Genomic DNA, 25,110 nt, shown 5'->3' on the forward strand with positions numbered 1-25,110 from the left:
GCTAGTGACAACAAACTTTCTTTTAAAGGGATGGAACATGACCAAGAACTTCCGCCGCAGCGCGTTGCAGACGGGCATCGCCGCACTCTTTTCGACCGCGTTTATGGCGCACGCCGCCGATATTCCTCAGGTTAAAGTGACGGTAAACGACAAACAGTGTGAACCGATGTCGATAACCGTGAACGCCGGTAAAACCCAGTTCATCATCCAGAACCACAGCCAGAAAGCGCTGGAGTGGGAGATCCTCAAGGGGGTGATGGTGGTTGAAGAGCGTGAGAACATCGCGCCGGGCTTCACCCAGAAAATGACCGCCAATTTGCAGCCGGGCGAATATGACATGACCTGCGGCCTGCTGACCAACCCGAAAGGGAAGCTGATTGTGAAAGGTGAAGCGACAGCGGACGCAGCAAAAGCCAACGCCTTGCTGGATCTCAGCACCGCAATCACCGCTTATAAAGCCTATGTCGTGGAGCAAACCGCTGAACTGGTCAAAGGCACCCAAGCCTTTACCGACGCAGTGAAAGCGGGCGATATCGAAAAAGCGAAATCCCTGTATGCCCCAACGCGTCAGTACTATGAGCGTATCGAGCCGATTGCCGAACTGTTCTCTGACCTCGACGGTAGCATTGATGCGCGTGAGGACGACTACGAGCAGAAAGCGGCTGACCCGAAATTCACCGGCTTCCACCGTCTGGAAAAAGCCCTGTTTGGCGATAACAGCGTCAAAGGCATGGAGCAGTACGCCACGCAATTAAACAGCGACGTACTGGAACTGCAAAAACGCATCAATGAGCTGGCCTTCCCGCCTTCAAAAGTGGTCGGCGGCGCGGCGGGTCTGATTGAAGAAGTGGCAGCAAGCAAAATCAGCGGTGAAGAGGATCGTTACAGCCACACTGACCTGTGGGATTTCCAGGCCAACATCGATGGCGCGCAGAAAATTGTTAACCTGCTGCGTCCGCAGCTACAAAAAGAGAACAGCGCGCTGCTGGCTAAAGTTGACGCCAACTTCAAAAAAGTGGATGCGATTCTGGCGAAATACCGTACCAAAGACGGTTATGAAACCTATGACAAACTGACCGACGCTGACCGCAATGCGCTGAAAGGGCCTGTCACCACACTGGCGGAAGATCTGGCGCAGCTGCGTGGGATCCTGGGTCTGGACTAAGCACCATGGAAAAGAGTCACACCGACGATTTGAATGAACCGTCACGTCGTCGTTTATTAAAAGGGATCGGCGCGCTGGGAGGCGCGCTGGCTATCTCGGGCGGGTGTCCGGTTGCCCATGCGGCAAAACCCGACGCTGCGCCTGCGACCCATAGTCGGATGGAAACGCAGCCGTTTTATGGAGAACACCAGGCGGGCGTGTTAACGCCGCAGCAGGCATCGATGATGCTGGTGGCGTTTGACGTGCTGGCGGCAGATAAATCCGACCTTGAGCGCCTGTTTCGTCTGTTGACGCAACGTATTGCGTTTCTGACGACTGGCGGCCCGGCACCGGATACGCCAAATCCGCGCTTGCCGCCAATGGACTCGGGTATTCTGGGGGCGTATATCGCGCCGGATAACCTGACGATGACGCTCTCTGTCGGCCATTCGCTGTTTGATACGCGCTTTGGGCTGGCGGATAAAGCGCCGCGAAAATTGCACAAGATGACGCGCTTTCCCAATGATTCGCTGGATGCCGCGCTGTGTCATGGCGATCTGTTGCTGCAGATTTGCGCCAATACCCAGGACACGGTTATCCACGCGCTGCGCGATATTATCAAGCACACGCCTGATTTGCTGAGCGTGCGCTGGAAGCGCGAAGGGTTTATCTCTGACCACGCGGCGCGCAGCAAAGGCAAAGAAACGCCGGTCAATCTGCTGGGCTTTAAAGACGGCACGGCGAATCCAGACGGCAGCAATAGCGCGCTGATGGATGAGGTGGTGTGGGTAACCGGCGAGCAGGGTGAACCGGCGTGGGCGACGGGCGGTTCGTATCAGGCGGTACGCATTATTCAGTTCCACGTCGAGTTCTGGGATCGCACGCCGCTAAAAGAGCAGCAGACGATTTTTGGCCGCGATAAGCACAGCGGTGCGCCGCTGGGTATGAAGCTTGAGCACGATGTGCCGGACTACACGCAGGACCCGGAAGGCGAGGTGATTGCGCTGGACAGCCATATTCGTCTGGCAAACCCACGCACCAAAGAGACGCAATCGAGCCTGATGATGCGCCGGGGCTACAGTTATTCGCTAGGCGTGACCAATTCCGGGCAGCTGGATATGGGGCTGCTGTTTGTGTGTTATCAGCATGACCTTGAAAAAGGGTTCCTGACGGTGCAGAAGCGGCTGAATGGCGAAGCGCTTGAGGAGTACGTGAAGCCGATTGGCGGCGGGTATTTCTTTGTGTTGCCGGGCGTGGTGTCACCGAAGTCTTATTTAGGCAGTACGCTGCTGGAGGCTTGAGTATTCCCGGCGGCGCTGCGCTTGGCCGGGCTACAAATCGGTATTCATGCGCTCGCCGGGTTACAAATATGCACGAATGTAGCCCGGCCAAGCGCAGCGCCGCCGGGTTTATCCCCACATCAAATTGAAGAATATCGTCAAAAATCAGCACTTTTTTTCATTTTCCCCGCAATTGACATAAAACTGTCATATGACTGTCAGATGCTATCTCAGGTGACTATCGTTATATTTGTGTAAATTTTATGTTGCATTATTTGTGTTTTATGATGTAAACATTAAGTAGAGCGGTAGTTCCCGGCAGTGATGTTGTTTCACTATGGAGATCGCGAATGGTAGCGTCCTTGACTGGACTTAGCAGTATCAAAAACCGCACCATCCAGCGCGGAGGCCTCTCCTCCGGCAGCGATTTCGTCACCTTAATTTTCCCCCCATGCAGAATTCAACTTGTAGTAAACGATGTTATGCGCGGTGCGCGTAGCCGCGTATTCACATCATTTCGACCAGCAGTTGCTATGGCTTACAAGGAAGCCAAACCTCAGACGTTCGTGCGCATAATCGCGCTGTTATTAGCGCGTGTGATGTATACCAACAACTCAAGGTGCTATCCATGGGAAGACAGAAAGCAGTGATCAAAGCTCATCGCGAAGCAAAACGTGTGCTCAGACGGGATTCACGCAGCCACAAACAACGTGAAGAAGAATCGGTCACCTCGCTTGTGCAAATGAGTGGTGTGGAAGCGATTGGCATGGCGCGTGACAGTCGCGACGCCTCGGCCATCGCCCCCCGTAATGACGCTCAGGCCCACTATCTGAATGCTATCGAGAGTAAGCAGCTGATCTTCGCCACCGGCGAAGCGGGCTGCGGCAAAACCTGGCTTTCCGCCGCGAAAGCGGCCGAGGCGCTGATCCATAAGGATGTGAATAAAATCATCGTCACGCGTCCCGTGCTTCAGGCTGATGAAGACCTGGGATTCCTGCCGGGAGACATTTCGGAGAAGTTTGCCCCGTATTTTCGCCCCGTCTATGACGTGCTGGTGAAACGGCTCGGCTCCTCCTTTATGCAATATTGCCTGCGCCCGGAAATCGGTAAGGTAGAGATCGCGCCGTTCGCCTATATGCGCGGACGTACCTTTGAAAATGCCGTGGTCATTCTTGATGAGGCTCAGAATGTCACCGCAGCGCAAATGAAGATGTTTTTAACCCGCCTCGGGGAGAACGTCACGGTTATCGTGAACGGGGATATCACCCAGTGTGATTTGCCTCGCGGCGTTCAGTCGGGTTTGAGTGACGCTCTGGCCCGGTTTGAAGAAGATGAAATGGTAGGGATTGTCCGCTTCAATAAAGATGATTGTGTCCGCTCGGCGCTCTGCCAGCGGACGCTCAAAGCCTACGACTAAACGTTGCCACCTCTGCAAAGCCCGGGAAACCGGGCTTTGTTCTTTCCGGCTGTTGCAAATCCAACAGCGCTGGCGAAGGCGTGTTGCATTTCACACCGCCTCGTCTGCATCAATAAACCTAACTGATTGAAAAACAAAGCTTCTAAGGCTGGCATAAACTTTGCTATCAACTCATATAACTTAACAACGTAAAGACACAATAATTAATTCCATAAATGGATATGTATAAATATCAATCGGATGATTGTGTTTGCGCGTGCTGATAAACCCGAAGAGATGATGCTATGTCAGTGACCCACAACGCTCCAGACTATACCCAACAGGCGCCAGATGCCTATCGAATTACCAGCGATGAAGAGGCTCTCAGTATCGCCCATGAAATAGCAGCCTTCCTGCAAACCGGCGCATCGGAACGGGATCTGTCCGGCATCGTTCCTGCGGAGGTCGTCAATACCTACTCCAACAGCGGCCTGTGGGGGATTACCGTCCCGCGTGAGTTTGGCGGTGCGGAGGTTTCGGCGGCGACGCTTGCCTCGGTGATTGCGATCGTTTCAGCCGCTGACCCGGCACTGGGGCAAATTCCGCAGAACCACTACTGTTTGCTGGAGGATATCCGCCTGCAGGGTAGCGACGACCAGCGGCGTTTCTTCTTTGAGCTGGCGCTGAGCGGCCATCGCTTTGCCAACGCGCTGTCGGAAACCGGCGGCAAGACGGTGCAGGATATTCAGACGCGGTTGACAAAAAGCCCTCAGGGTCTGCGGATTAATGGTCGTAAAGGCTACTGCACCGGCTCGTTATACGCACACTGGCTGGGCGTGCTGGCGCTGGACGATGAGGGACGGGCGCAGCTGGCGTTTGTGCCGCACAACGCGCCGGGTCTGACGGTGGTCAACGATTGGGCTTGCCTGGGACAGCGCACCACCTCAAGCGGTACGGTGCTGGCGGACAATCTGCCGGTAGAAAGCTTCAATCTGATCCCAAGCTGGAAATCCTACGATACGCCGACGCTCGCCGGCCCCTTTGCGCAGTTAACCACCGCAGCGATAGACGCCGGTATTGCGCGCGCGGCGCTCAGCGACACGGTCAGCTTTGTGAACCAGTTTGCTCGTCCGTGGATTGACGCGGGCGTGGAGCGCGCCGGGGATGATCCGCTGACTATCCATCAGATTGGCGTCCTTGATAGCCGCATTGCCGCCGCCGAAGCGCTATTGGAGCAGGCGGGCAAAGTGCTCGACCGCTACAAGCATCTTCAGACCGAAGAGACCGTGGCGCTGGCGTCTTTGGCGGTCGCGCGCGCCAAAATTTTCACCACCGAAGCCGCGCTGGAGGCCGCCTCACGCCTGTTTGAGCTGGGCGGGACTCGCTCAACGCATCCACGCTACAACTTCGATCGCCACTGGCGTAACGGTCGCGTGCATACCCTGCACGATCCGGTGCGCTGGAAATACCATCTTCTGGGCAACTGGGTTTTAAACGGCAAAGCGCCTGCACGCCACGACTGGAACTAAGGAGTCGGCATGTTCGCAATTCTTGCCGAAATTGACTGGGGGGATGTGGCGCAAGCGGCCGCGGACACCCTGACCATGCTGGGCTGGGCGCTCGGGTTCACGATACTGATTGGCCTCCCGCTTGGCGTCATTCTTTACCTGACCGGGCAGCCTCGCTTGCTGTATGCGCCCTTGCTGCATCGGGTGCTTTCACTGCTGGTGAACGTGATGCGCTCGCTGCCCTTCATCATTTTGTTGATTGTGATGATCCCGCTGACCACGATGATCACCGGAACGTCACTGGGCGTTGAAGGCACCATCCCGCCGCTGGTCGCGGGCTGCGCGCCTTTCTTTGCACGCCTGGTTGAGACATCGTTGCGCGAAGTCGATCACGGGCTGGTGGAAGCCAGCTGGGCGATGGGCGGCAGCACCTGGCAACTGATTTGGTACACTTTGCTACCGGAGTCGCGATCCGGGCTGATTGCGGCGGTGACCGTGACGTCTATCGTGCTGGTGGATTACACCTCGATGGCGGGCGTTATCGGCGGCGGTGGTTTGGGGGATCTGGCGATCCGCTTTGGCTATCAACGTTTTCAGACCGATGTGATGGCGGTGACGGTCGTGCTGCTGATTGCTCTGGTACAGATTTTACAAATGAGCGGTGACCGTTTGGTGCGCCGGATGAGTCGTAAATAAGGATAAACCATGAAAAAAACCATCATTGCCGGGCTGCTGGCGCTGTTTAGCGTGTCGGCTTATGCCAATGAAAAGCTGGTCGTCGGCGCCACGCCGGTTCCACATGCTGAGATTCTCGAATTTGTGAAACCGACGCTGGCAAAGGAGGGGGTTGATCTCGATATCAAGGTATTCAACGATTTTATTCAGCCCAATCAGCAGCTGGCCCAGAAGAATCTGGATGCTAACTATTATCAGTATCGCCCGTTCCTGGATGATTTTAACAAGACTCGCCATACCAATTTAGTGCCGGTGGTGGGGGTACATATCGAACCGTTCGGCGCGTATTCAACGAAATACAAAAGCCTTAAAGAGCTGCCTGACGGGGCAACCATTGCGATCCCAAACGATCCGGTGAATACCGGACGGGCGCTGGTGCTGCTGGCGGAAGCGGGATTGATCTCGCTGAAGAATCCGCAAGATCCGCAGTCGACGGAGAAGGATATCACCGCCAATCCACACCATTTTAAAATTCGTCCGCTGGAAGGGGCGATGCTAGCGCGCGCGGTAAGCCAGGTGGATCTGGCGTTTATTTTTGCCAACTATGCGCTGGAAGCGGGCATTGATACGGACAAGGCGCTGATTGTTGAAAAAGGCAAGAGCCTGTACGTCGAATATCTGGTGGCAAGGCCGGATAACATTAACGACCCGGGTATCCAGAAGCTGGCGAAAGCGCTGAATTCGGATGCGGTACGCCAGTTTATCCTGACGAGATATCAGGGAAAAATCGCCCCCGGGTTTTAGGAGTATACGGTATGACGCAACATCTTCATCTCCAGCTTCGTAACATCAGCAAGGCCTATCCGAACGGAGTGCAGGCGTTAGAGGCGGTGAATCTGGACATTCAGCGCGGGGAGATTTTCGGCATTATTGGCCGCAGCGGGGCGGGGAAATCGACTCTGCTGCGCTTATTTAACCGTCTGGAAAGCGCTGATGGCGGTGAAATCTGCATTCACGGAATACCGATAAGCGGCGGCCGCAGACAGTTGCGGGATTTGCGTCGTCGGGTGTCGATGATCTTCCAGCACTTTAATTTGCTCTCGACCAGGACAGTGGCCGAGAACGTGGCGCTGCCGCTACGGATGGCGGGAATCCCGGTCGCTGAAAGGCAACGCCGGGTGGACGATATTTTAAGGTTGGTCGGGCTTGAGTCGCTGCGGGATAGCTGGCCTTCGCAGCTATCAGGCGGACAAAAGCAACGTGCCGGTATTGCCCGGGCGCTGGTGACTCAGCCGGAGATCCTGCTGTGCGATGAGGCCACGTCGGCGCTCGACCCGGAAAATACGCTGGCGGTGTTGAGCCTGCTAAAAGAAATTAACCAGCGGCTGGGGCTGACAATTGTGCTCATCACCCATGAAATGGACGTTATTCGCACCTTGTGTGACCGGGTGGCGGTGCTGGAGAAAGGGCAGGTGATTGAGCAAGGCGAAGTGTGGCGCGTGTTCGGCGACCCGCAGCACGAGGTGACGCGCGGGATGCTTGGGACGTTACATCACGGTCGTGCGGAAAACGGTGAGCAGCTGGACGTTGGGCAGCAGTTTGTGACGCTGCATTTTAATGGGGTGAATGGGCTGGAGCCCGATTTACGCGAGATTGCCCGCGTGCTGGGCGGCAGCCAGTTGATTTATAGCAGCTGTGAGCCTATTCAGGGGCGAATTGTTGGACAGCTCAAGCTTCGCGTAGAGGCGCCGCTGTCGGCAGAGACGCTGAGACTGGCGGCGGGAGTGGCAGACAGGGTTGCGGTGCAGGTGGGGTAGATCGGCGCACGTCCCGGGGGCGGCGTAAACGCCTTGCCCGGGCTACAACCGCCCGGCGAGGCATTGACGAATGTAGCCCGGGCGAGCGCATGCGACCCCAGGAAATATCGGCACGATGCTGACGATCTACAGACGAAAAAAAAGCCCGTACTTTCGTACGAGCTCTTCTTAAAATATGGCGGTGAGGGGGGGATTGACTCGCTTTGCTCGCCCTTCGGGCAGCCTGTTCGCTTCGCGCTCAGTCTGTCCAACTGGCTAGCGCCAGTTGTCGAACCCCGGTCGGGGATTCTCATCCCCCCGCAGGCGTGCAATATGCGAAAAAAAAGCCCGTACTTTCGTACGAGCTCTTTCTCAAAATATGGCGGTGAGGGGGGGATTGACTCGCTTTGCTCGCCCTTCGGGCAGCCTGTTCGCTGCGCGCTCAGTCTGTCCAACTGGCTAGAGCCAGTTGTCGAACCCCGGTCGGGGATTCTCATCCCCCCCAGCTATGCAATATGCGAAAAAAAGCCCGTACTTTCGTACGAGCTCTTCTTAAAATATGGCGGTGAGGGGGGGATTCGAACCCCCGATACGTTGCCGTATACACACTTTCCAGGCGTGCTCCTTCAGCCACTCGGACACCTCACCATATTGTTTGCTGCTCACCTTAGGTGGGCAACGGGGCGCTACTATAGGGAGTCAGGCTAAAACGGTCAAGCATAATTTATGCGTGACGTCTCGTTTGGTTAAGCAATGAACACTGCCCTGGCCTTTGAGGCCAGGGCAGTGGATTTAGCGCTGGGAATCCAGCTGTTCGTTGTTCTTCACCACGTCCTGAGCGCGGGCATAGCTCTCGATAAGCAGCTGGTAGGCCGGGAAGACGTGGGTGTAGACCTCGGCCCATTCAGCGGCATCCGGGCGATTCCACGTGCGCTGGAGTTCGGACGCCACCGCGGCGGTATCCATCGGAACGACGCCCGCTTGCGTTACGCGGGCCAGCGTAATTTCCTCAGCCATCTTGCTGTAAGTCCCGGAAGCATCAATCACTGCGAAAACTTTATAGCCATCGGCCACGGCGGCAATCGCCGGGAATGCCATGCAAACGCTGGTGATTGTCCCGGCGATAATTAACGTTTTACGTCCGGTTGCCTTGACCGCTGCCACAAATTCCGGGTTGTCCCAGGCGTTAATTTCGCCCTTACGCGCAATGTATTGCGCATGGGGCGCATTGGCGTGGATCTCTGGGATCAGCGGGCCGTTCGGACCTTGTGGCACCGATGCGGTGGTGATGACCGGTAAACCTGCCAGCGTTGCCATTTTTGCCAGCGCAGCGGCACGAGCGCGCAGTTCTGGCATCGGCATATCACCGACGGTCTGGAACAGGCCGCTTTGGTGATCGATTAGCAACATCACGGCATCGTCGACATCAATGACCGGGCGTGCACCGTTGAAATTAGCGGGAGTAGACATATTCTTCACCTCTTTAAACGTCAATTTGACCAAAACGGCCGGAGTTGAAATCGCGAATCGCTGCCTCGATTTCAGTTTTACTGTTCATCACGAAGGGGCCGTAGCCGACAATCGGTTCATCAATAGGCGCCCCTGCAAGCACCAGAACTTTCGCGTTGCTGCTCGCATGCAGATGCACGCGCTGGCCTTGTTGGCTCAACACCACGAGCTGTGCTTCCTGAGCCGTTGCGCTACCGTTCACCGTCACGCTGCCTTCCAGCACCACCAGGGCGGTGCTCCAGCCGTCGGGCTGTTCAAAGGAAAACTCGCCGTCCTGGGGCAGTTGCAGATCCCAGACGTTCAGCGGTGAGAAGGTGTCTGCCGGGCCGACCGCATCCTGGTAGCGGCCTGCGATAACCCGCAGGGAACCACCGCTAGCGGACAGATTCACCGCAGGAATCGTTGCCGCCTCAATACTCTGGTAACCGGGCGCGGTCATTTTGTTTTTGGCCGGAAGATTGACCCACAGCTGGATCATCTTCAGCTCGCCGCCCCGACGGGCAAACTCCGCCGAGTGAAACTCCTCATGGAGAATGCCTGCGCCCGCCGTCATCCACTGCACGTCGCCTGGGCCAATTACGCCGCCTTTACCGGTTGAGTCGCGATGTTCAACTTCACCGGCGTAGACGATAGTGACGGTTTCAAATCCACGATGGGGATGTTCGCCCACACCGCGTTTTGCGCCATCGGCCGGGAAGTGATGCGGCCCGGCGTAATCCAGCAGCAGGAAAGGGCTCAGGCTTTCACCGTGTGATTGATAAGAAAATAACGAACGAACCGGGAAGCCATCGCCCACCCAGTGCGGACGCGGTGCGGTATAGACACCCGTAATCTGTTTCATTTGTTTTCTCCTGCGTAGTGAGCTTTGATGCTTATTAGCTTATATTTGGAGTTAATATTCCGGTAGATAGCAAAAGTGACCTTCACTGTTGCAAAAATAGAACGATGAGGTGGCAATGCAGGATCTTAATGATTTTGCCTGGTTTGTCCGTGTGGTGGATAACGGCGGGTTTGCGGCGGCGGGGCGAGCGCTGGATATTCCGAAGTCGAAGCTCAGTCGACGTATTGCCCAACTGGAAGAACAGCTTGGCGTGCGGTTGATTTATCGCACGACCCGCCAGTTCACGGTAACCGAGGTAGGGCAGACCTTTTACCAGCACTGCAAAGCGATGCTGATTGAAGCGGAGGCGGCGCAGGAGGCGATTGCGATGCTGCAAGCTGAACCGCGCGGCGTCGTCAGACTCGCGTGTCCGGTTACGCTGTTACATGTTCATGTGGGGCCGATGCTGGCCCGCTTTATGATGCGTTTCCCCGGCGTGCAAATTCAGCTGGAAGCGACAAACCGGCGAGTGGATCTGGTGGCTGAAGGGGTAGACGTGGCGATTCGCGTCAGGCCTCGTCCGTTCGATGATAGCGATCTGGTGATGCGGGTGCTGGCAGATCGTGGGCACTGTCTGGTGGCAAGCCCGACGCTTGTGGCTGCATTGGGGAAACCGCAGACACCCGATGAACTGAGCCGCTGGCCGGGGTTGAGCATGTCGGCGGGGAAACATATCCATAAATGGCAGCTCTCCGGCCCGGATAAGGCAAAAGCTGAGGTGCATTTTACCCCGCGGCTTATTACCAACGATATGCTCGCGCTGCGTGAAGCGGCGGTAGCAGGCGTCGGCGTCGTGCAGCTGCCCGTGCTGATGGCGCGTGAACAACTGGCCGACGGCACGCTGGTTCGCGTGCTGGATGAATGGGAGCCGAAGCGTGAGGTGATCCACGCGGTGTTCCCATCGCGGCGCGGTTTACTGCCGGCGGTCAGAGCGCTGGTGGATTTTCTCAGCGACGAGTATGCGCAGATGGTTGAAGAGTAATTTTTACAATTTATTTACAAAATCGCGTTGAATATGCTATCTCTCATAGTTCTATTTCTCTGTGGCCAGGACTCATGAGTCTCCAGCAAATAATGAATACGCGAGATATTCAGATGACAATCAGCCCGGCTCGTGCCGAGCAGGTTCTGAAAAAGCTGGGCTTCACTCAGCCACCGGCGCTGACCGAACATGGGTTAACGCAAGTCTATCAGGCATGGTGTCGAACGGTGCCTTTCGACAATCTTCTTCGTCGAATTCAGGTGGCGAAAGGCGCTAAGTCTGAGCTTCCCGGTTTTATCCCCGATCATTTCTTCGCAAGCTGGCTGCGTTATGGTACCGGCGGTACTTGCTGGGCAGGGCATGGGGCGCTTTTTGCGTTGTTAAAGGCGCTTGGCTTTAGCGTGCAGTATGGCCTGACGACAATGCGCTCCCCACGCCCGGTCAGCGCCGATTCACCGGGGCACGGCACGCTATTTGTGCGTTTGGGTGAGACCCTGTTTATCGTCGATGCCACGATGCTGCACGGTCAGCCTCTCCCGCTGCAAGCATGGTATTCGCCGCATCCCGTGTGGGGAACCCGCGTGCACAGAGATGAAGGCGTCTGGTGCGTTAACTGGAAACCGCTGGGGCGCTCGCGCGTCGATTGCCAGCTGTTGGAGATGGATGCGCCGGAGCATGAATATCCGTTGCGCCACCAACAGAGTCGCGGTAATAGCCGGTTTGATGGGGCGATGTTGATTCGCCTGGCGGGGCGGGAATCTATCACCGGGATCGTGAAAGGCGAGAAGGTGGTGAGAGATGCCTCAGGAAAAGAGATATTCACGCCGCTCACTTTCCGTCAGCAGCAGGCGTTGTTGATTGAACGCTTCGGTATTGCAGAAGAGATTGTGGTCCAGCTGCCGATGGATGAACTCGAGAGATAGAGTAACAATACGTAGGCCGGATAAGGCGAAGCCGCCATCCGGCAATGTGCGCGGTTATGCCGGATGGCGGCTTCGCCTTATCCGGCCTACACCAGTCGGTAGCCCGGGCGAGCGCACGCGACCCCGGGGAAATATCGGCACGATGTTGACGGTCTACGGACGAAAAAAAGCCCGTACTTTCGTACGAGCTCTTCTTAAAATATGGCGGTGAGGGGGGGGATTGACTCGCTTTGCTCGCCCTTCGGGCAGCCTGTTCGCTTCGCGCTCAGTCTGTCCAACTGGCTAGCGCCAGTTGTCGAACCCCGGTCGGGGATTCTCATCCCCCCGCAGGCGTGCAATATGCAAAAAAAAAGCCCGTACTTTCGTACGAGCTCTTCTTAAAATATGGCGGTGAGGGGGGGGGATTGACTCGCTTTGCTCGCCCTTCGGGCAGCCTGTTCGCTGCGCGCTCAGTCTGTCCAACTGGCTAGCGCCAGTTGTCGAACCCCGGTCGGGGATTCTCATCCCCCCGTAGGTATGCAATATGCGAAAAAAAAGCCCGTACTTTCGTACGAGCTCTTCTTAAAATATGGCGGTGAGGGGGGGATTCGAACCCCCGATACGTTGCCGTATACACACTTTCCAGGCGTGCTCCTTCAGCCACTCGGACACCTCACCATATTGTCGTCACCAGCATTGCTGGGACGAGCGATAATGTAGGGAAAAGGGCTGTCACCGTCAATAAACTTTTTAAAAAAAACGTGTGTTTAGACAAACTTCCAGCAACTTGCTTCTTAAATACGCATAAATCGTCTTTTTTGCGATCGCTGCCGCATTTACCGGGACAGCGAAACGAAATTTGCTATGCTGTTCAATCACAAAAAATCAAAAAACGGTGCCGCACGGGTAGCCGGTAAAGCGCTTTTAATCAGGAGTCGTTATGGAGATCATCTTTTACCATCCTACGTTTGATACCCCGTACTGGATAGCTGAGCTTGGCAAAAAACTGCCGGGGGCGAAAATTCGTGCGTGGCAACGTGGCGATAATGCCCCCGCTGATTACGCGCTTGTGTGGCATCCTCCCGTTGAAATGCTTCAGGGACGCCAGCTGAAAGCCGTATTTGCATTGGGTGCCGGGGTGGATTCCATCCTGAGTAAACTCAACGCGCATCCTGAAATGCTGGCGGACTCTATTCCTTTATATCGGCTCGAAGACACCGGCATGGCAAGCCAGATGCAGGAGTATGCCGTCAGTCAGGTACTGCACTGGTTCCGTCGATTTGATGACTATCAGGCTTTGCAGCGCGAAGGGCGCTGGCAGCCGCTGGCGGATTATTCGCACGATGAGTTCACCATCGGCATTATGGGCGCAGGTGTTCTTGGTTCTAAAGTGGCGCAAAGCCTGCTGGCGTGGGGCTTCCCGGTCAGATGCTGGAGCCGCAGCCGTAAAGCGTGGCCGCAGGTGACAAGCTTTGCCGGAGAAGAGGAGCTTGCTGATTTCCTGCAACACACCCGCGTGCTGATTAATTTGCTACCGAATACCGCGCAAACCGTTGGCATTATTAATAAGTCGTTGCTGGCGCAATTGCCGGACGATAGCTATGTGCTGAATCTGGCACGCGGTGTTCATGTGGTCGAAGAGGATCTGCTGGTGGCACTTGATAGCGGCAAACTCAAAGGCGCAATGCTGGATGTCTTTAGCCGCGAACCTCTGCCCGATGAGAGCCCGCTGTGGCGTCATCCGCGTGTCACCATCACCCCCCATGTGGCTGCGGTCACTCGCCCGCAAGAAGCTATCGCCTATATCTCGCAGACGATAGAAAAGCTTGAACGCGGCGAAAAAGCCACCGGAGAGGTTGACAGGGTGCGCGGCTATTGATGCCCCTGGCTAATAAATACGAGGCTTTCCTGCTATTCTTGGCCTATGACGAGAGAGGAGAATGTGATGTATCCTGTTGACTTACATATGCACACTGTTGCCAGCACCCATGCTTACAGCACGTTGCATGACTATATTGCCGCGGCAAAGCTTAAAGGGATCAAACTTTTCGCGATTACCGACCACGGCCCGGATATGGCCGATGCTCCGCATTATTGGCATTTTGTGAATATGCGCATCTGGCCGCGTATGGTAGATGGTGTGGGGATCCTGCGCGGGATCGAGTCGAACATTAAAAACATCGACGGTGAAATTGATTGCACCGGGCCGATGCTGACCTCGCTCGATTTTATCATCGCCGGATTCCATGAGCCGGTTTTTGCGCCGCAGAATAAAGAGATCCACACCCAGGCGATGATTGCGGCGATGGCGAGCGGTAACGTGCATATGATAAGCCATCCCGGCAACCCAAAATTCCCGGTCGATATTCCGGCCATTGCCGAAGCGGCGGCGAAATATCATGTGGCGCTTGAGATCAATAACTCCTCTTTTGTGAGCTCACGTATTGGCAGTGAACATAACTGTCAGGCGATTGCGGCGGCTGTGCGCGATGCCGGCGGCTGGCTGGCGCTAGGTTCGGATTCGCATACCGCCTTCACGCTGGGTGAATTTACCGAATGCCAGAAGATCCTTGATGCGGTGGACTTCCCACAGGATCGGATCTTAAACATTACGCCGCGCCGTTTCCTGAATTTCCTTGAGTCGCGCGGAATGGCGCCGATTCCTGAATTTGCTGAACTTTAATGACTAACTGGATTAACTAATGAACGAGTTTTCTATCATCTGCCGTGCGCTTGGCTCGCTGTATTATCGTCAACCGCAGGATCCGCTGCTGGTGCCGCTGTTTACCCTGATCCGCGAAGGTAAGCTTGTGGCTAACTGGCCACTGGAGCAGGATGAACTGCTCGCCCGTCTGCAAAAAAGCTGCGATATCCAGCAAATTGCCGCTGATTATAATGCGCTGTTCGTGGGTGAAGAGTGCAGCGTTCCGCCTTACCGCAGCGCGTGGGTGGAAGGGGCCACGGAAGCCGAGGTTCGCGCTTTCCTGACCGAATGCGGTATGCCACTGGGCGAGAACCCGGCCGATCAGATTGGGACGCTGCTACTGGCGGCCTCCTGGCTTGAGGACAATGCCGTAGAAGATGACGATGCGCTGGAAGTTCTCTTTGATGATTACCTTCTGCCGTGGGTGGGTACTTTCCTCGGCAAACTCGAAGCGCACGCGACGACGACCTTCTGGCGTACGATGGCGACGTTAACCCGTGAAGCGATCTCCGCCATGTACGATGAGCTGCAGGAAGCGGAAGAAGAGTGATTTTGATCACGAATCCAATGTAATTGAAATGTATTTGATGAGCAAAGCGTGCTCATGATCTCATCATAACGCCGGGTATCTGCTAAGATGCCCGCCATGAACGTTATCTTAGCTATCGCAATCACAACAGGTATCCTCTCCGGCATTTGGGGATGGGTCGCTGTCTCTTTGGGTTTATTAAGCTGGGCCGGTTTTTTAGGCTGTACGGCTTATTTCGCCTGCCCAACCGGCGGTCTTAAGGGACTGGCAATCTCTGCCAGCACCACGATGAGCGGTGTTATCTGGGCGCTGGTGATTATTTATGGCAGCGCCTTAGCGCCGCATCTGGAAATCGTCAGCTACGTTATGACGGGCATTGTTGCATTTCTAATGTGCATTCAGGCTCGTCAGACCCTACTGGCATTTGTTCCAGGAACCTTTATTGGTGCCTGTGCGACCTTTGCCGGGCAGGGAGACTGGAAGCTGGTGGTGCCTTCTTTATTGGTGGGGCTGTTATTTGGTTATGCCATGAAGAATAGCGGTCTGTGGCTGGCGAATCGCAAAGCGAAAAGTCAGCTTGTGGACGAGTCAGCGCTGTAAAGCTCAATAGAGTCAAAAAAGGCGGTAGGTTTTGAACCTGCCGCCTTTTTTATTGCCAGGACTTTATGAGTATTAATATAAAAAACATATATGTTGATGTGATATATTAATATTAACTATATGATTTTAAAAGTCAAAATGGCTTGCGGAAATTATTTTGCTGTTATAATGTAATTAAAATGTTTACGAAATGTATACTCATTATGGGTTAAACATACAGGCCCTCCCTTAAATAAGGAGAGGCCCCGGCTAAACGGGGAGTTGCCATGCAAACATTATCTCGCCTTCCGCTCTATCTTACTTCGCTACTGGTGTTGAACAGCGGTTATACGCTTGCCGCGCCGGATGGCATTATCCATTTTCGTGGGCAAATCGTTGAATCACCGTGTGACTATAATCAGCCGTCACAACAAAGAATTCGCGTCAGCTGTTATGAGAATCAACGCCATACGGAACAGACCATACCGCTTAACGCGCTGCTGGAAGGGCGTACCATCGTTAATGAGAGAAGCTCCGCCCAGTTGCATTGGATTAATCGTGAACAAAATCTGGCCATCTTGCAGGTCGAATACAAATAGCCCGAAACGAAATTGCGGTCTGCGTTGTCTATGGTAGACAATAGGGCAGTCTTAGTCAGAGGATTGTAAGCATGACCGTAAGAATTCAGGTGTTGCAAGGGGATATCACTCGCCTTGAGGTCGATGTCATTGTGAATGCTGCAAACCCATCATTAATGGGCGGCGGCGGTGTTGATGGCGCGATTCATCGGGCTGCGGGACCCTCATTGCAGGAGGCTTGCGCCATCGTGCGCCAGCAGCAGGGCACCTGTCCACCAGGGCATGCGGTGATTACCCATGCGGGCAATCTCAAAGCAAAAGCGGTAATTCATACCGTTGGGCCTATCTGGCAGGGGGGAGGGGAGAACGAAGCCTCGCTACTTGAACAAGCGTATCGCAACAGTTTGCAGCTGGCGCTGGATAACGGTTACCACACGTTAGCCTTTCCGGCGATTTCGACCGGCGCGTATGGCTATCCTCACCAGGCGGCGGTTGAGATCGCCGTCAATACGGTCGCCGCTTTCTTAACCCGCCGAAGCCTGCCTGAGATTGTCTATTTTGTCTGTTTTGATGAAGAGATGTTAGCGCTGTACCAGCATCAGCTAAGCCAGACCCGCATCCCGAGTCTGGCGAATGACGCGAATACTTAACGGCTAGCCGTCTGTGCTTTCTCCGCCTTTTGCTGCGGTTTTCCCGAGAAGAGGAAACGCAGCAAAGGAATGCGCAGATGAATTTCATAAAGCACGATGGCGCAGCCCACCACGAAGACCAGACCGGTGGTAAAGCCGAGCAGATTCGAGTTGATATTCGGCATAATCCACGCGCCGAAGAATAGCGTTAATGGATGGTGAACCAGATAGATAAACAACGAGGCGTTAACGAAGTAGGTCACGCGCGCTGACTTGAAATTCAGCAGACGATAGCCAAACGAGAACACCACGTTGACCATCCACAGCCCCAGCACCATCGTAATCACGGATTCTGTTTCATACATCCACGCCTCACCTGAACCATAACGCTGATTCATCAGATAGGCGATAAAGCCAAGTAATGCCGCAAAAACGCACCACGGAGACGGGGCGGTAAAGAGCGCTTTTAGCCGAGGGTGGATAAAGGCCAGCGCGCCCAGAATAAAGAACGGCACGTAGAAGAGCGTTTGCATCACCACGAAGTTAAACAAACCATCGCTTAAGATTGGCGGATAAAGCAGGAAAAGCGTGCGGCGGACGGCGGCATAAACCACGCCGAGCAGCAGGAAGATGAGCGTCAGTTTCGCCATCGACATGTTATCGAACGCGTCGGCTCGTCTGCGAATCTGGCGACGGCGCAGCAGGCGAAATGCCATAATTCCAATTGTGGTTAACACCACCAGCACCAGCAAGAACCACAGGTGCGACACCAGTTCCCACGCCAGCGTATTATATTTTTGGTAGAAAGTGAGCGTGTGCCAGCTTTCCGTCTTACCCTTTACGTATTGCAGCATTAAAAACTGCGGCAACGTGAGCAGCGGGATCGCGGTCAAAAAGGGTATTCCCACGCGTTCTACGCGCACTTTCCACCACTTTTTCAGCGGATAACGCAAAAAAAGCATGTAGGAAAAGTAGCCGGAGATAACAAAGAACACCTGCATGCGAAATGAGTGAATAAAATCGTTAAACAGCGTCAGCCACCACGAAGGGGTTTCGCTGTTCATATGCCAGGTGTGGCTGGAGTAAAGTAATGAGATGTGAAAGGGTATTCCCAGTAGCATCAACCAGGCCCGAATGGAGTCGAGGAAGTATTCACGCTGTGCGGGTTTGTTATTCATAGGGTTAGCTAAGATTCTCAGACTAATCGCCTTACGTAGCCAGACGATAAAGATTACATTCGTTGGCAACCCTACACGAACTCTGGTTACCTGTCTCCAGGATAAGCACGCAAAGTGCAAAGCGCAGTGACGGTTGCTTACTCCATAAGCCACTGCACTGAACAATATGGGGATTATGTTGTCGGATTGCTTGAATTTCCAGTAAAATGGATCGGATCGATTTAAGCACACAAAGGGGGAAGTGCTTAGTTATATGAAACATACACCACAGATGATGAAACTGCGCTGGTTAGGCGTAGCCGTAATGTTGTCCCTGTGTACTTCATCTGCATGGGCATTCACTATTGATGACGTTGCGAAGCAGGCTAAGTCGCTGGCGGATAAAAGCTACGAAGCGCCGAAAAGCAACCTGCCATCCGTGTTCCGCGATATGAAATATGCGGACTACCAGCAAATCCAGTTCAACCACGATAAGGCTTACTGGAGCAAAATAAAGACCCCATTTAAGCTCGAATTCTACCATCAGGGTATGTACTTCGACACGCCGGTGACCATTAATGAAGTCACGGCAACCTCCGTGCGTAAAATTAAATACAGCCCGGACTATTTTACTTTTGGTGATGTTCAGCACGATAAAGACACCGTAAAAGACCTCGGTTTTGCCGGGTTTAAAGTGCTTTACCCTGTCAACAGCAAAGATAAAAACGACGAAATCGTCAGTATGCTTGGCGCCAGCTATTTCCGCGTACTGGGTCAGGGCCAGGTATATGGTCTGTCCGCGCGTGGCCTGGCGATTGATACCGCTTTACCGTCCGGTGAAGAGTTCCCTCGCTTCCGTGAATACTGGATTGAGCGTCCGAAAGCTAACGATAAACGCCTGACGATTTATGCGCTTCTGGATTCCCCGCGCGCAACCGGTGCTTACCGCTTTGTCGTCATGCCGGGCCGCGATACCGTGGTTGACGTGCAGACCAAAATTTATCTGCGCGATAAAGTCGGCAAACTGGGCGTAGCACCATTAACCAGTATGTTCCTGTTTGGTCCAAACCAACCGTCTCCGGCGACGAACTATCGTCCAGAGCTGCACGATTCAAACGGCCTGTCGATTCATGCGGGTAACGATGAATGGATTTGGCGTCCGCTGAACAACCCTAAACACCTCGCCGTGAGCAGCTTTGCGACTGAAAACCCTCAGGGCTTTGGTTTGCTGCAACGTGGCCGTCAGTTCTCTCACTTTGAAGATCTTGACGACCGCTATGATCTGCGTCCAAGCGCCTGGATCACGCCGAAAGGTGACTGGGGCAAAGGAACTGTTGAGCTGGTTGAAATTCCAACTAACGACGAAACCAACGATAACATCGTCGCTTACTGGACGCCGGACAAGCTGCCGGAAGCCGGAAAAGAGATGAACTACAAGTACACCATCACCTTTACCCGTGACGAAGAAAAACTGCATGACGCCGACAGCGCGTATGTGATGCAGACTCGTCGTTCAACGGGCGATGTGAAACAGTCTAATCTGATTCGTCAGCCAGACGGTACGGTGGCCTTCGTGGTCGATTTCACCGGCGCAGACATGCGCAAAATGCCGCAGGATACGCCGGTAACGGCGCAGGCCAGCATTGGCGACAACGGAGAAATCGTTGAAAACAGCGTTCGCTACAACCCGGTGACTAAGGGCTGGCGCTTAACGCTGCGGGTAAAAGTGAAAGATCCGAAGAAAACCACTGAAATGCGCGCCGCACTGGTCAACGCCGATCAGCCGCTGAGTGAAACCTGGAGCTATCAGCTGCCTGCAAATGAATAACACAACGAAGTACATCGATGCACTGTCGCTGAATGAGACTGAAAAAGCCGCGCTTCCCAGCACGAGTATTCGTGCTGTTCATGAAGCGCTGGATGATGAACATCAGACTTTTTCTCGTGATGATGACACGCCCCTGGCGTCCGTTAAGGCCCGGCTCGAACAGAGCTGGCCTGACTCTCTGGCGGGCGATCAGCTGACCAAAGACGATGAAGGACGTACCCAGCTCAAGGCGATGCCAAAGGCAACGCGTTCTTCTATGTTCCCCGACCCGTGGCGGACAAACCCGGTGGGGCGTTTTTGGGATCGCCTTCGTGGCCGTGATGTCACGCCGCGCTATCTTTCCCGCCTGACCAAAGAAGAGCAGGAGCATGAGGCTAAATGGCGTACGGTGGGGTCTTTACGCCGCTACACGCTGCTTATCCTGACGCTGGCTCAGACCGTGGTCGCCACCTGGTACATGAAGACCATTCTTCCGTATCAAGGATGGGCGCTGATAAATCCTGCCGATATGATTGGGCAGAACGTCTGGGTTTCCTTTATGCAGCTGCTGCCTTATTTGCTGCAAACCGGGATCCTCATCCTGTTCGCCGTGCTGTTCTGCTGGGTCTCTGCCGGTTTCTGGACCGCGTTAATGGGCTTTCTGCAACTGCTTATCGGGCGGGATAAATACAGTATTTCTGCCTCGACGGTAGGCGATGAGCCGCTGAACCCGGAACACCGGACGGCGTTGATTATGCCTATCTGTAATGAGGACGTTTCCCGCGTATTCGCGGGGCTGCGTGCGACTTGGGAATCCGTTAAGGCTACAGGGCAAGAGAAGCACTTTGACGTCTATATCTTAAGCGACAGCTACAACCCGGACATCTGCGTGGCAGAACAAAAGGCCTGGATGGAGCTTATCGCCGAGGTGCAGGGGGAAGGGCAGATCTTCTATCGTCGTCGTCGTCGTCGCGTGAAACGTAAAAGTGGCAACATCGATGACTTTTGCCGTCGCTGGGGCAACCAGTATAGCTACATGGTGGTACTGGACGCCGACTCGGTGATGTCAGGTGAGTGCCTGACTAACCTGGTGCGTCTGATGGATGCGAACCCGAATGCGGGGATCATCCAGTCATCGCCACGCGCCTCAGGCATGGACACGCTGTATGCACGCTGCCAGCAGTTCGCAACGCGCGTCTACGGGCCGTTGTTTACCGCGGGTCTGCACTTCTGGCAGCTGGGTGAATCCCATTACTGGGGTCACAACGCCATTATCCGCGTGAAGCCGTTCATTGAGCACTGTGCGCTGGCACCGCTGCCGGGTGACGGTAACTTTGCCGGGTCTATTTTGTCGCATGACTTCGTAGAAGCTGCGCTGATGCGTCGTGCAGGGTGGGGCGTGTGGATTGCCTACGATCTGCCGGGCTCTTATGAAGAGCTGCCGCCGAACCTGCTGGATGAGCTTAAGCGTGACCGTCGCTGGTGTCAGGGTAACCTGATGAACTTCCGCCTGTTCCTGGTTAAAGGGATGCACCCGGTACACCGTGCGGTGTTCCTGACCGGCGTGATGTCTTACCTCTCGGCGCCGCTATGGTTTATGTTCCTGGCCCTATCAACGGCGCTACAGGTCGTCCATGCGCTGACTGAGCCTCAGTACTTCCTGCAACCGCGTCAGCTGTTCCCGGTGTGGCCGCAGTGGCGCCCTGAACTGGCAATTGCGCTGTTTGCCTCCACCATGGTGCTGCTGTTCTTACCGAAACTGCTGAGCATTATTCTGGTGTGGTGCAAAGGTTCCAAAGAGTACGGCGGGTTTATTCGCGTGACGATTTCCCTGCTGCTGGAAGTGCTGTTCTCAGTGCTGCTGGCGCCGGTACGTATGTTGTTCCATACCGTGTTTGTGGTCAGCGCGTTCCTCGGTTGGGAAGTGGTCTGGAACTCACCGCAGCGTGACGATGACTCGACGCCGTGGGGCGAAGCCTTTATGCGCCATGGTTCGCAGATGCTGCTGGGTCTGGTATGGGCCGTTGGTATGGCGTGGCTGGATCTGCGCTTCCTGTTCTGGCTGTCGCCAATTGTTTTCTCGCTGATTCTGTCGCCGTTTGTATCGGTAGTCTCGAGCCGGGCAACCAACGGGCTGCGCACCAAGCGCTGGAAGTTGTTCTTAATTCCAGAAGAGTACAGTACGCCGAAAGTGCTGGCCGATACCGAAGAATATCTGAAGCTCAACCGTGAACGTATTCTGGATGATGGCTTTATGCATGCGGTGTTTAACCCGTCGTTTAATGCGCTGGCAACTGCCATGGCGACTGCGCGTCACCGCGCAAGCCATGTACTGGAGATCGCTCGCGATCGCCATGTTGAGCAGGCACTGAACGAAACGCCGGAAAAACTCAACCGCGACCGCCGTCTGGTACTGCTGAGCGACCCGGTGACGCTGGCGCGTTTGCACTATCGCGTCTGGGCGTCTCCTGAGAAATACACCTCGTGGGTCAGCGAGTACAGCAAGCTGAAGCTCAATCCGTTGGCGTTAAAAACGAAATAAGGGTGATAGTCTTCTGACCCGTAGCCCGGGCAAGGGAAGCAACATGTAGGCCGGATAAGGCAACGCCGACATCCGGCAATCTGCAGAGTTATGCCTGATGGCGCGCTGCTTATCAGGCCTACTTCCGACGCTAGCTCGGGCGGGTGGTTACGCTGACTCTTGGGGACGCAACATGTAGGCCGGATAAGGCAACGCCGCCATCCGGCAATCTGCAGAGTTATACCTGATGGCGCGCTGCTTATCAGGCCTACGTCCGACGGTAGCTCGGGCGGGTGGTTACGCTGACTAGTGGGGAAGCAACATGTAGGCCGGATAAGGCAACGCCGCCATCCGGCAATCTACGGAGTTATGCCTGATGGCGCGCTGCTTATCAGGCCTACGCCCGACGGTAGCCCGGAGGGGGCGTTTATGCCAACTCCGGGAATACACGGAAGACATATTCACCGAAAGAAAATACCGGCATACTGTGCCGGTATTTTTTTGCCTGTTTAATGAGGAATGACGACGTGATACGAATTATCCTGGTCTCTGCTATGGCGTTAATGCTCAGCGGATGCGGCAGTATTATCAGCCGTACTATTCCCGGGCAAGGTCATGGGAACCAGTATTATCCCGGCGTTCAATGGGATCTGCGCGATTCAGCCTGGCGTTACGTGACCATTCTCGATCTGCCATTCTCGCTGGTCTTTGATACGCTGCTGTTACCCATTGACGCAAGCCACGGCCCCTACGAGTAACTAGCGCTCATCCCACTCATCAGCCGCGGCCTCGCCCTCCTCAGTATCCAGTGAGGGTTCGAGCTGATACTCGCCTTCATCCCATTCATGCAGCGTATTTTCTTCAACCCACTCCTGACGTAGCTCGACTTCATCGAAATCGCCGTCAAATACGCTCTGCGCTGCCTCGCCGCTAAGCATCGGCAGGCATTCCCCTTGTTCATCATCGTCAGCGAAGAACTCGACCTGCCACATAATGTCGCCGTCTTGCTGAACGTATTTCTGCATATTGAATTGCTGAACGTTCGCATCACCTTCCTCAAGGCCTGGATTATCGGCGAGGAACGTTTCACGTGCCGCATCAATAGCTTCTTCGAGTGTGGCGTATAAAGTCATCTCAACTCCCTGCAATTTGATGGGTATTCAGGAAAATAATAGCTTAAGTTTTTAGTTGTACACGCCCGGCGCATTTAATTTATGTAAACGACCGGGCGAATGTATTAAGAGTGAGCAGGGGATGAGCGGCGGCGCAGGCTATATCCGGTGTAAATCGCGTTAATCAGCACCACCAGCGCGGTAACGCAGAATACCGCCCTGAAGCCATATTGTGCGGAGACTGCGGCGCCAATCAGCGGCCCGGTGACGTTACCGATATCGCGGAATGATTGGTTATAGCTAAAAATTCGTCCGGCAATCTGATTGCTGGAGTTGTACACCAGCAATGTCTGCACGGCGGGTAAGAGCGCGCCATCGGCGGCACCCAGCAGGAAGCGTAAAATACCCAACTGCCACGGTGTCTGAACAAACGACATGGGCAGAAGCAGCAGTACTGATACCACTAATGCCACAATCAGGATCTTCTCCGGGCCAATACGGTCACCTAATTTTCCCAGTCGCGGCGCACAAAGCAGGGCAGCAACGCCGGGCACTGAGGCTATCATGCCGCTGATAAACGCAATGTTGCTGATATTCCCCGCGAGGTCGCGCACGTATAGCGTCAGAATCGGCGCAATTGAACCTGTCGCCACCTGAATAATCAGGGTGGTCACAAACAGGCTAAGCACCAGTTCACGATTCTTCAGCGAGCCGAAGACTTCTTTGACATGAAGCATCTCTTTTTTCGACACCGGGGTGAACTGCTCTTTGATAAAGCACAGCGTCAAAATAAAGCAGATAAACAGCACGGTAGCCGTCATAAAGAAAACGGGGCGCAGGCCGTAATTATCCGCCAGAAAACCGCCCGCTAGCGGCCCCAGCAGTGCGCCGCTGACGGCACCGGTAGACAGTGTCCCCAGCGCCCAACCGCTTTTATGGCGTGGGATTTGGGTCGCTATCAACGCATTCGCATTGGGAATGAAACCGCCCAGCAGGCCGAGCAAGGCGCGCAGGATCAAAAATTGCCAGATATTTTGCGCCAACCCCATCAGCAGCATCACGATTGCCATGCCCAGCGCCGAACGCAGCAGCATAATTTTGCGGCCTTTACGGTCAGCCAGCCCGCCCCAAAGCGGTGATGCAATGGCGGAGAATAGGAAGGTAATACTGAACACCAGCCCTGACCACATGTTGAGCTGGCTATGACCGGTGATGCCGAGTTGTTCAACGTAGAGCGGGAGAAAAGGCATTACCAGGCTGAATGCGGCACCGGTGAGAAAACAGCCGAGCCAGACGACGGTGAGATTGCGCTTCCAGTTAATGGGTACATCTGAGGGTTGCATAAGGATCCGCAGGCGATATCACGCCGAAAGGGTGTATTTATAAGCCTGCTAATTATGTACCCGTGTTCATAGCGTTGCA

General features: G+C 54.7%; 23 protein-coding genes, 2 tRNA genes and 4 other RNA genes. 18 read left to right on the forward strand and 11 right to left on the reverse strand.

Translation table 11 applies throughout. From position 1 onward, the window contains the following. Positions 1-37: 37 nt before the first annotated feature. The 7 genes from efeO (at position 38) to ACIPDS_RS01460 (ending at position 7,820) form a co-directional block, all read left to right on the forward strand. On the forward strand, positions 38-1,165 hold the full coding sequence (gene efeO / locus ACIPDS_RS01430; protein ID WP_400732094.1) for an iron uptake system protein EfeO: 1,128 nt from the start codon (positions 38-40) through the stop codon (positions 1,163-1,165). Between the two features lie 5 nt (positions 1,166-1,170). Continuing rightward, entirely contained in the window at positions 1,171-2,445 is a 1,275-nt protein-coding gene (gene efeB, locus ACIPDS_RS01435; protein WP_400732095.1) for an iron uptake transporter deferrochelatase/peroxidase subunit, read from the forward strand. 607 nt (positions 2,446-3,052) lie between these two features. Then, positions 3,053-3,841, forward strand: a complete 789-nt coding sequence (phoH, locus tag ACIPDS_RS01440; RefSeq protein WP_400732096.1) for a phosphate starvation-inducible protein PhoH — start codon at positions 3,053-3,055, stop codon at positions 3,839-3,841. Between the two features lie 284 nt (positions 3,842-4,125). Next, on the forward strand, positions 4,126-5,349 hold the full coding sequence (locus tag ACIPDS_RS01445; RefSeq protein WP_400732097.1) for an SfnB family sulfur acquisition oxidoreductase: 1,224 nt from the start codon (positions 4,126-4,128) through the stop codon (positions 5,347-5,349). 9 nt (positions 5,350-5,358) lie between these two features. After that, positions 5,359-6,024, forward strand: coding sequence for a methionine ABC transporter permease (locus ACIPDS_RS01450; RefSeq protein WP_400732099.1), 666 nt, complete (start codon positions 5,359-5,361; stop codon positions 6,022-6,024). Positions 6,025-6,033: 9 nt separating this feature from the next. Further along, a complete protein-coding gene (locus tag ACIPDS_RS01455; RefSeq protein ID WP_400732100.1) occupies positions 6,034-6,807 on the forward strand; it encodes a MetQ/NlpA family ABC transporter substrate-binding protein in 774 nt (257 codons plus the stop codon). A gap of 11 nt (positions 6,808-6,818) precedes the next feature. Next, the gene (locus ACIPDS_RS01460) at positions 6,819-7,820 is read left to right on the forward strand and encodes a methionine ABC transporter ATP-binding protein (protein WP_400732101.1); all 1,002 of its coding nucleotides are present in this window, start codon (positions 6,819-6,821) and stop codon (positions 7,818-7,820) included. Between the two features lie 176 nt (positions 7,821-7,996). Here the strand turns inward: ACIPDS_RS01460 and ACIPDS_RS01465 are convergent. The 5 genes from ACIPDS_RS01465 to ACIPDS_RS01485 all read right to left on the reverse strand — a co-directional run bounded on the left by ACIPDS_RS01465 (position 7,997) and on the right by ACIPDS_RS01485 (position 10,149). Next, positions 7,997-8,134, reverse strand: a non-coding RNA gene (locus tag ACIPDS_RS01465) — RtT sRNA. Positions 8,135-8,179: 45 nt separating this feature from the next. After that, positions 8,180-8,317: non-coding RNA, RtT sRNA (locus ACIPDS_RS01470), on the reverse strand. A 42-nt stretch (positions 8,318-8,359) separates the two neighbouring features. Further along, positions 8,360-8,447, reverse strand: a tRNA-Ser gene (locus tag ACIPDS_RS01475). A 144-nt stretch (positions 8,448-8,591) separates the two neighbouring features. After that, positions 8,592-9,269 carry an isochorismatase family protein gene (locus ACIPDS_RS01480; protein ID WP_166514275.1) on the reverse strand — a complete coding sequence of 226 codons (678 nt, stop codon included), beginning with the start codon at positions 9,267-9,269 and terminating at the stop codon, positions 8,592-8,594. 13 nt (positions 9,270-9,282) lie between these two features. Further along, positions 9,283-10,149 (reverse strand): pirin family protein, encoded by an 867-nt coding sequence (locus ACIPDS_RS01485; protein ID WP_400732104.1) that lies wholly within the window; start codon positions 10,147-10,149, stop codon positions 9,283-9,285. A 115-nt stretch (positions 10,150-10,264) separates the two neighbouring features. On the opposite strand from ACIPDS_RS01485, the gene ACIPDS_RS01490 reads away from it, so the two are divergent. Beyond that, on the forward strand, positions 10,265-11,170 hold the full coding sequence (locus ACIPDS_RS01490) for a LysR family transcriptional regulator (protein ID WP_400732106.1): 906 nt from the start codon (positions 10,265-10,267) through the stop codon (positions 11,168-11,170). 113 nt (positions 11,171-11,283) lie between these two features. Further along, entirely contained in the window at positions 11,284-12,093 is an 810-nt protein-coding gene (locus ACIPDS_RS01495) for an arylamine N-acetyltransferase (protein ID WP_400732107.1), read from the forward strand. Positions 12,094-12,295: 202 nt separating this feature from the next. Here the strand turns inward: ACIPDS_RS01495 and ACIPDS_RS01500 are convergent. From ACIPDS_RS01500 to ACIPDS_RS01510, 3 genes are all read right to left on the reverse strand, one after another. Next, positions 12,296-12,434: non-coding RNA, RtT sRNA (locus ACIPDS_RS01500), on the reverse strand. Between the two features lie 47 nt (positions 12,435-12,481). Then, positions 12,482-12,618: non-coding RNA, RtT sRNA (locus ACIPDS_RS01505), on the reverse strand. A 44-nt stretch (positions 12,619-12,662) separates the two neighbouring features. Further along, positions 12,663-12,750, reverse strand: a tRNA-Ser gene (locus ACIPDS_RS01510). Positions 12,751-13,012: 262 nt separating this feature from the next. On the opposite strand from ACIPDS_RS01510, the gene ghrA reads away from it, so the two are divergent. From ghrA to ymdB, 6 genes are all read left to right on the forward strand, one after another. Then, on the forward strand, positions 13,013-13,951 hold the full coding sequence (gene ghrA / locus ACIPDS_RS01515; protein WP_400732109.1) for a glyoxylate/hydroxypyruvate reductase GhrA: 939 nt from the start codon (positions 13,013-13,015) through the stop codon (positions 13,949-13,951). Positions 13,952-14,017: 66 nt separating this feature from the next. After that, a complete protein-coding gene (locus ACIPDS_RS01520) occupies positions 14,018-14,755 on the forward strand; it encodes a phosphatase (RefSeq protein WP_166514270.1) in 738 nt (245 codons plus the stop codon). Between the two features lie 19 nt (positions 14,756-14,774). Next, entirely contained in the window at positions 14,775-15,326 is a 552-nt protein-coding gene (locus ACIPDS_RS01525) for a molecular chaperone (RefSeq protein WP_166514269.1), read from the forward strand. 96 nt (positions 15,327-15,422) lie between these two features. Then, positions 15,423-15,905 (forward strand): DUF1097 domain-containing protein, encoded by a 483-nt coding sequence (locus ACIPDS_RS01530; RefSeq protein ID WP_166514268.1) that lies wholly within the window; start codon positions 15,423-15,425, stop codon positions 15,903-15,905. Positions 15,906-16,171: 266 nt separating this feature from the next. Next, positions 16,172-16,483: a hypothetical protein gene (locus ACIPDS_RS01535; protein ID WP_400732111.1), complete on the forward strand. Its 312-nt coding sequence runs from the start codon at positions 16,172-16,174 to the stop codon at positions 16,481-16,483. A gap of 71 nt (positions 16,484-16,554) precedes the next feature. Further along, positions 16,555-17,112, forward strand: coding sequence for an O-acetyl-ADP-ribose deacetylase (ymdB, locus tag ACIPDS_RS01540; RefSeq protein WP_400732112.1), 558 nt, complete (start codon positions 16,555-16,557; stop codon positions 17,110-17,112). Here the strand turns inward: ymdB and mdoC are convergent. After that, positions 17,109-18,269 carry a glucans biosynthesis protein MdoC gene (mdoC, locus tag ACIPDS_RS01545; RefSeq protein WP_400732113.1) on the reverse strand — a complete coding sequence of 387 codons (1,161 nt, stop codon included), beginning with the start codon at positions 18,267-18,269 and terminating at the stop codon, positions 17,109-17,111. The genes ymdB and mdoC overlap by 4 nt on opposite strands. Before the next feature lie 271 nt (positions 18,270-18,540). On the opposite strand from mdoC, the gene mdoG reads away from it, so the two are divergent. The 3 genes from mdoG to ACIPDS_RS01560 all read left to right on the forward strand — a co-directional run bounded on the left by mdoG (position 18,541) and on the right by ACIPDS_RS01560 (position 23,334). Beyond that, positions 18,541-20,076: a glucans biosynthesis protein MdoG gene (gene mdoG / locus ACIPDS_RS01550; RefSeq protein WP_400733388.1), complete on the forward strand. Its 1,536-nt coding sequence runs from the start codon at positions 18,541-18,543 to the stop codon at positions 20,074-20,076. Beyond that, positions 20,069-22,597 (forward strand): glucans biosynthesis glucosyltransferase MdoH, encoded by a 2,529-nt coding sequence (gene mdoH / locus ACIPDS_RS01555; protein ID WP_400732114.1) that lies wholly within the window; start codon positions 20,069-20,071, stop codon positions 22,595-22,597. Before mdoG ends, mdoH begins: the two co-directional genes overlap by 8 nt. A gap of 509 nt (positions 22,598-23,106) precedes the next feature. Then, positions 23,107-23,334, forward strand: coding sequence for a YceK/YidQ family lipoprotein (locus ACIPDS_RS01560; protein WP_400733390.1), 228 nt, complete (start codon positions 23,107-23,109; stop codon positions 23,332-23,334). Here the strand turns inward: ACIPDS_RS01560 and ACIPDS_RS01565 are convergent, their stop codons facing one another. Then, the gene (locus tag ACIPDS_RS01565) at positions 23,335-23,709 is read right to left on the reverse strand and encodes a MysB family protein (protein WP_166514262.1); all 375 of its coding nucleotides are present in this window, start codon (positions 23,707-23,709) and stop codon (positions 23,335-23,337) included. Between the two features lie 104 nt (positions 23,710-23,813). Continuing rightward, positions 23,814-25,031 (reverse strand): multidrug efflux MFS transporter MdtG, encoded by a 1,218-nt coding sequence (gene mdtG, locus ACIPDS_RS01570; protein WP_400732115.1) that lies wholly within the window; start codon positions 25,029-25,031, stop codon positions 23,814-23,816. Positions 25,032-25,110: the final 79 nt, after the last annotated feature.

Source organism: Kluyvera sp. NPDC087067, assembly GCF_044745165.1.
Taxonomy (GTDB): Bacteria; Pseudomonadota; Gammaproteobacteria; order Enterobacterales; family Enterobacteriaceae; genus Kluyvera.

Excerpts from the sequence above, each read along its gene's own strand:
- efeO (WP_400732094.1), top strand. The coding sequence starts at position 38 with ATGACCAAGAACTTCCGCCGCAGCGCGTTGCAGACGGGCATCGCCGCA.
- efeB (WP_400732095.1), top strand. The coding sequence starts at position 1,171 with ATGGAAAAGAGTCACACCGACGATTTGAATGAACCGTCACGTCGTCGT.
- phoH (WP_400732096.1), top strand. The coding sequence starts at position 3,053 with ATGGGAAGACAGAAAGCAGTGATCAAAGCTCATCGCGAAGCAAAACGT.
- ACIPDS_RS01445 (WP_400732097.1), top strand. The coding sequence starts at position 4,126 with ATGTCAGTGACCCACAACGCTCCAGACTATACCCAACAGGCGCCAGAT.
- ACIPDS_RS01450 (WP_400732099.1), top strand. The coding sequence starts at position 5,359 with ATGTTCGCAATTCTTGCCGAAATTGACTGGGGGGATGTGGCGCAAGCG.
- ACIPDS_RS01455 (WP_400732100.1), top strand. The coding sequence starts at position 6,034 with ATGAAAAAAACCATCATTGCCGGGCTGCTGGCGCTGTTTAGCGTGTCG.
- ACIPDS_RS01460 (WP_400732101.1), top strand. The coding sequence starts at position 6,819 with ATGACGCAACATCTTCATCTCCAGCTTCGTAACATCAGCAAGGCCTAT.
- ACIPDS_RS01480 (WP_166514275.1), bottom strand. The coding sequence starts at position 9,269 with ATGTCTACTCCCGCTAATTTCAACGGTGCACGCCCGGTCATTGATGTC.
- ACIPDS_RS01485 (WP_400732104.1), bottom strand. The coding sequence starts at position 10,149 with ATGAAACAGATTACGGGTGTCTATACCGCACCGCGTCCGCACTGGGTG.
- ACIPDS_RS01490 (WP_400732106.1), top strand. The coding sequence starts at position 10,265 with ATGCAGGATCTTAATGATTTTGCCTGGTTTGTCCGTGTGGTGGATAAC.
- ACIPDS_RS01495 (WP_400732107.1), top strand. The coding sequence starts at position 11,284 with ATGACAATCAGCCCGGCTCGTGCCGAGCAGGTTCTGAAAAAGCTGGGC.
- ghrA (WP_400732109.1), top strand. The coding sequence starts at position 13,013 with ATGGAGATCATCTTTTACCATCCTACGTTTGATACCCCGTACTGGATA.
- ACIPDS_RS01520 (WP_166514270.1), top strand. The coding sequence starts at position 14,018 with ATGTATCCTGTTGACTTACATATGCACACTGTTGCCAGCACCCATGCT.
- ACIPDS_RS01525 (WP_166514269.1), top strand. The coding sequence starts at position 14,775 with ATGAACGAGTTTTCTATCATCTGCCGTGCGCTTGGCTCGCTGTATTAT.
- ACIPDS_RS01530 (WP_166514268.1), top strand. The coding sequence starts at position 15,423 with ATGAACGTTATCTTAGCTATCGCAATCACAACAGGTATCCTCTCCGGC.
- ACIPDS_RS01535 (WP_400732111.1), top strand. The coding sequence starts at position 16,172 with ATGCAAACATTATCTCGCCTTCCGCTCTATCTTACTTCGCTACTGGTG.
- ymdB (WP_400732112.1), top strand. The coding sequence starts at position 16,555 with ATGACCGTAAGAATTCAGGTGTTGCAAGGGGATATCACTCGCCTTGAG.
- mdoC (WP_400732113.1), bottom strand. The coding sequence starts at position 18,269 with ATGAATAACAAACCCGCACAGCGTGAATACTTCCTCGACTCCATTCGG.
- mdoG (WP_400733388.1), top strand. The coding sequence starts at position 18,541 with ATGATGAAACTGCGCTGGTTAGGCGTAGCCGTAATGTTGTCCCTGTGT.
- mdoH (WP_400732114.1), top strand. The coding sequence starts at position 20,069 with ATGAATAACACAACGAAGTACATCGATGCACTGTCGCTGAATGAGACT.
- ACIPDS_RS01565 (WP_166514262.1), bottom strand. The coding sequence starts at position 23,709 with ATGACTTTATACGCCACACTCGAAGAAGCTATTGATGCGGCACGTGAA.
- mdtG (WP_400732115.1), bottom strand. The coding sequence starts at position 25,031 with ATGCAACCCTCAGATGTACCCATTAACTGGAAGCGCAATCTCACCGTC.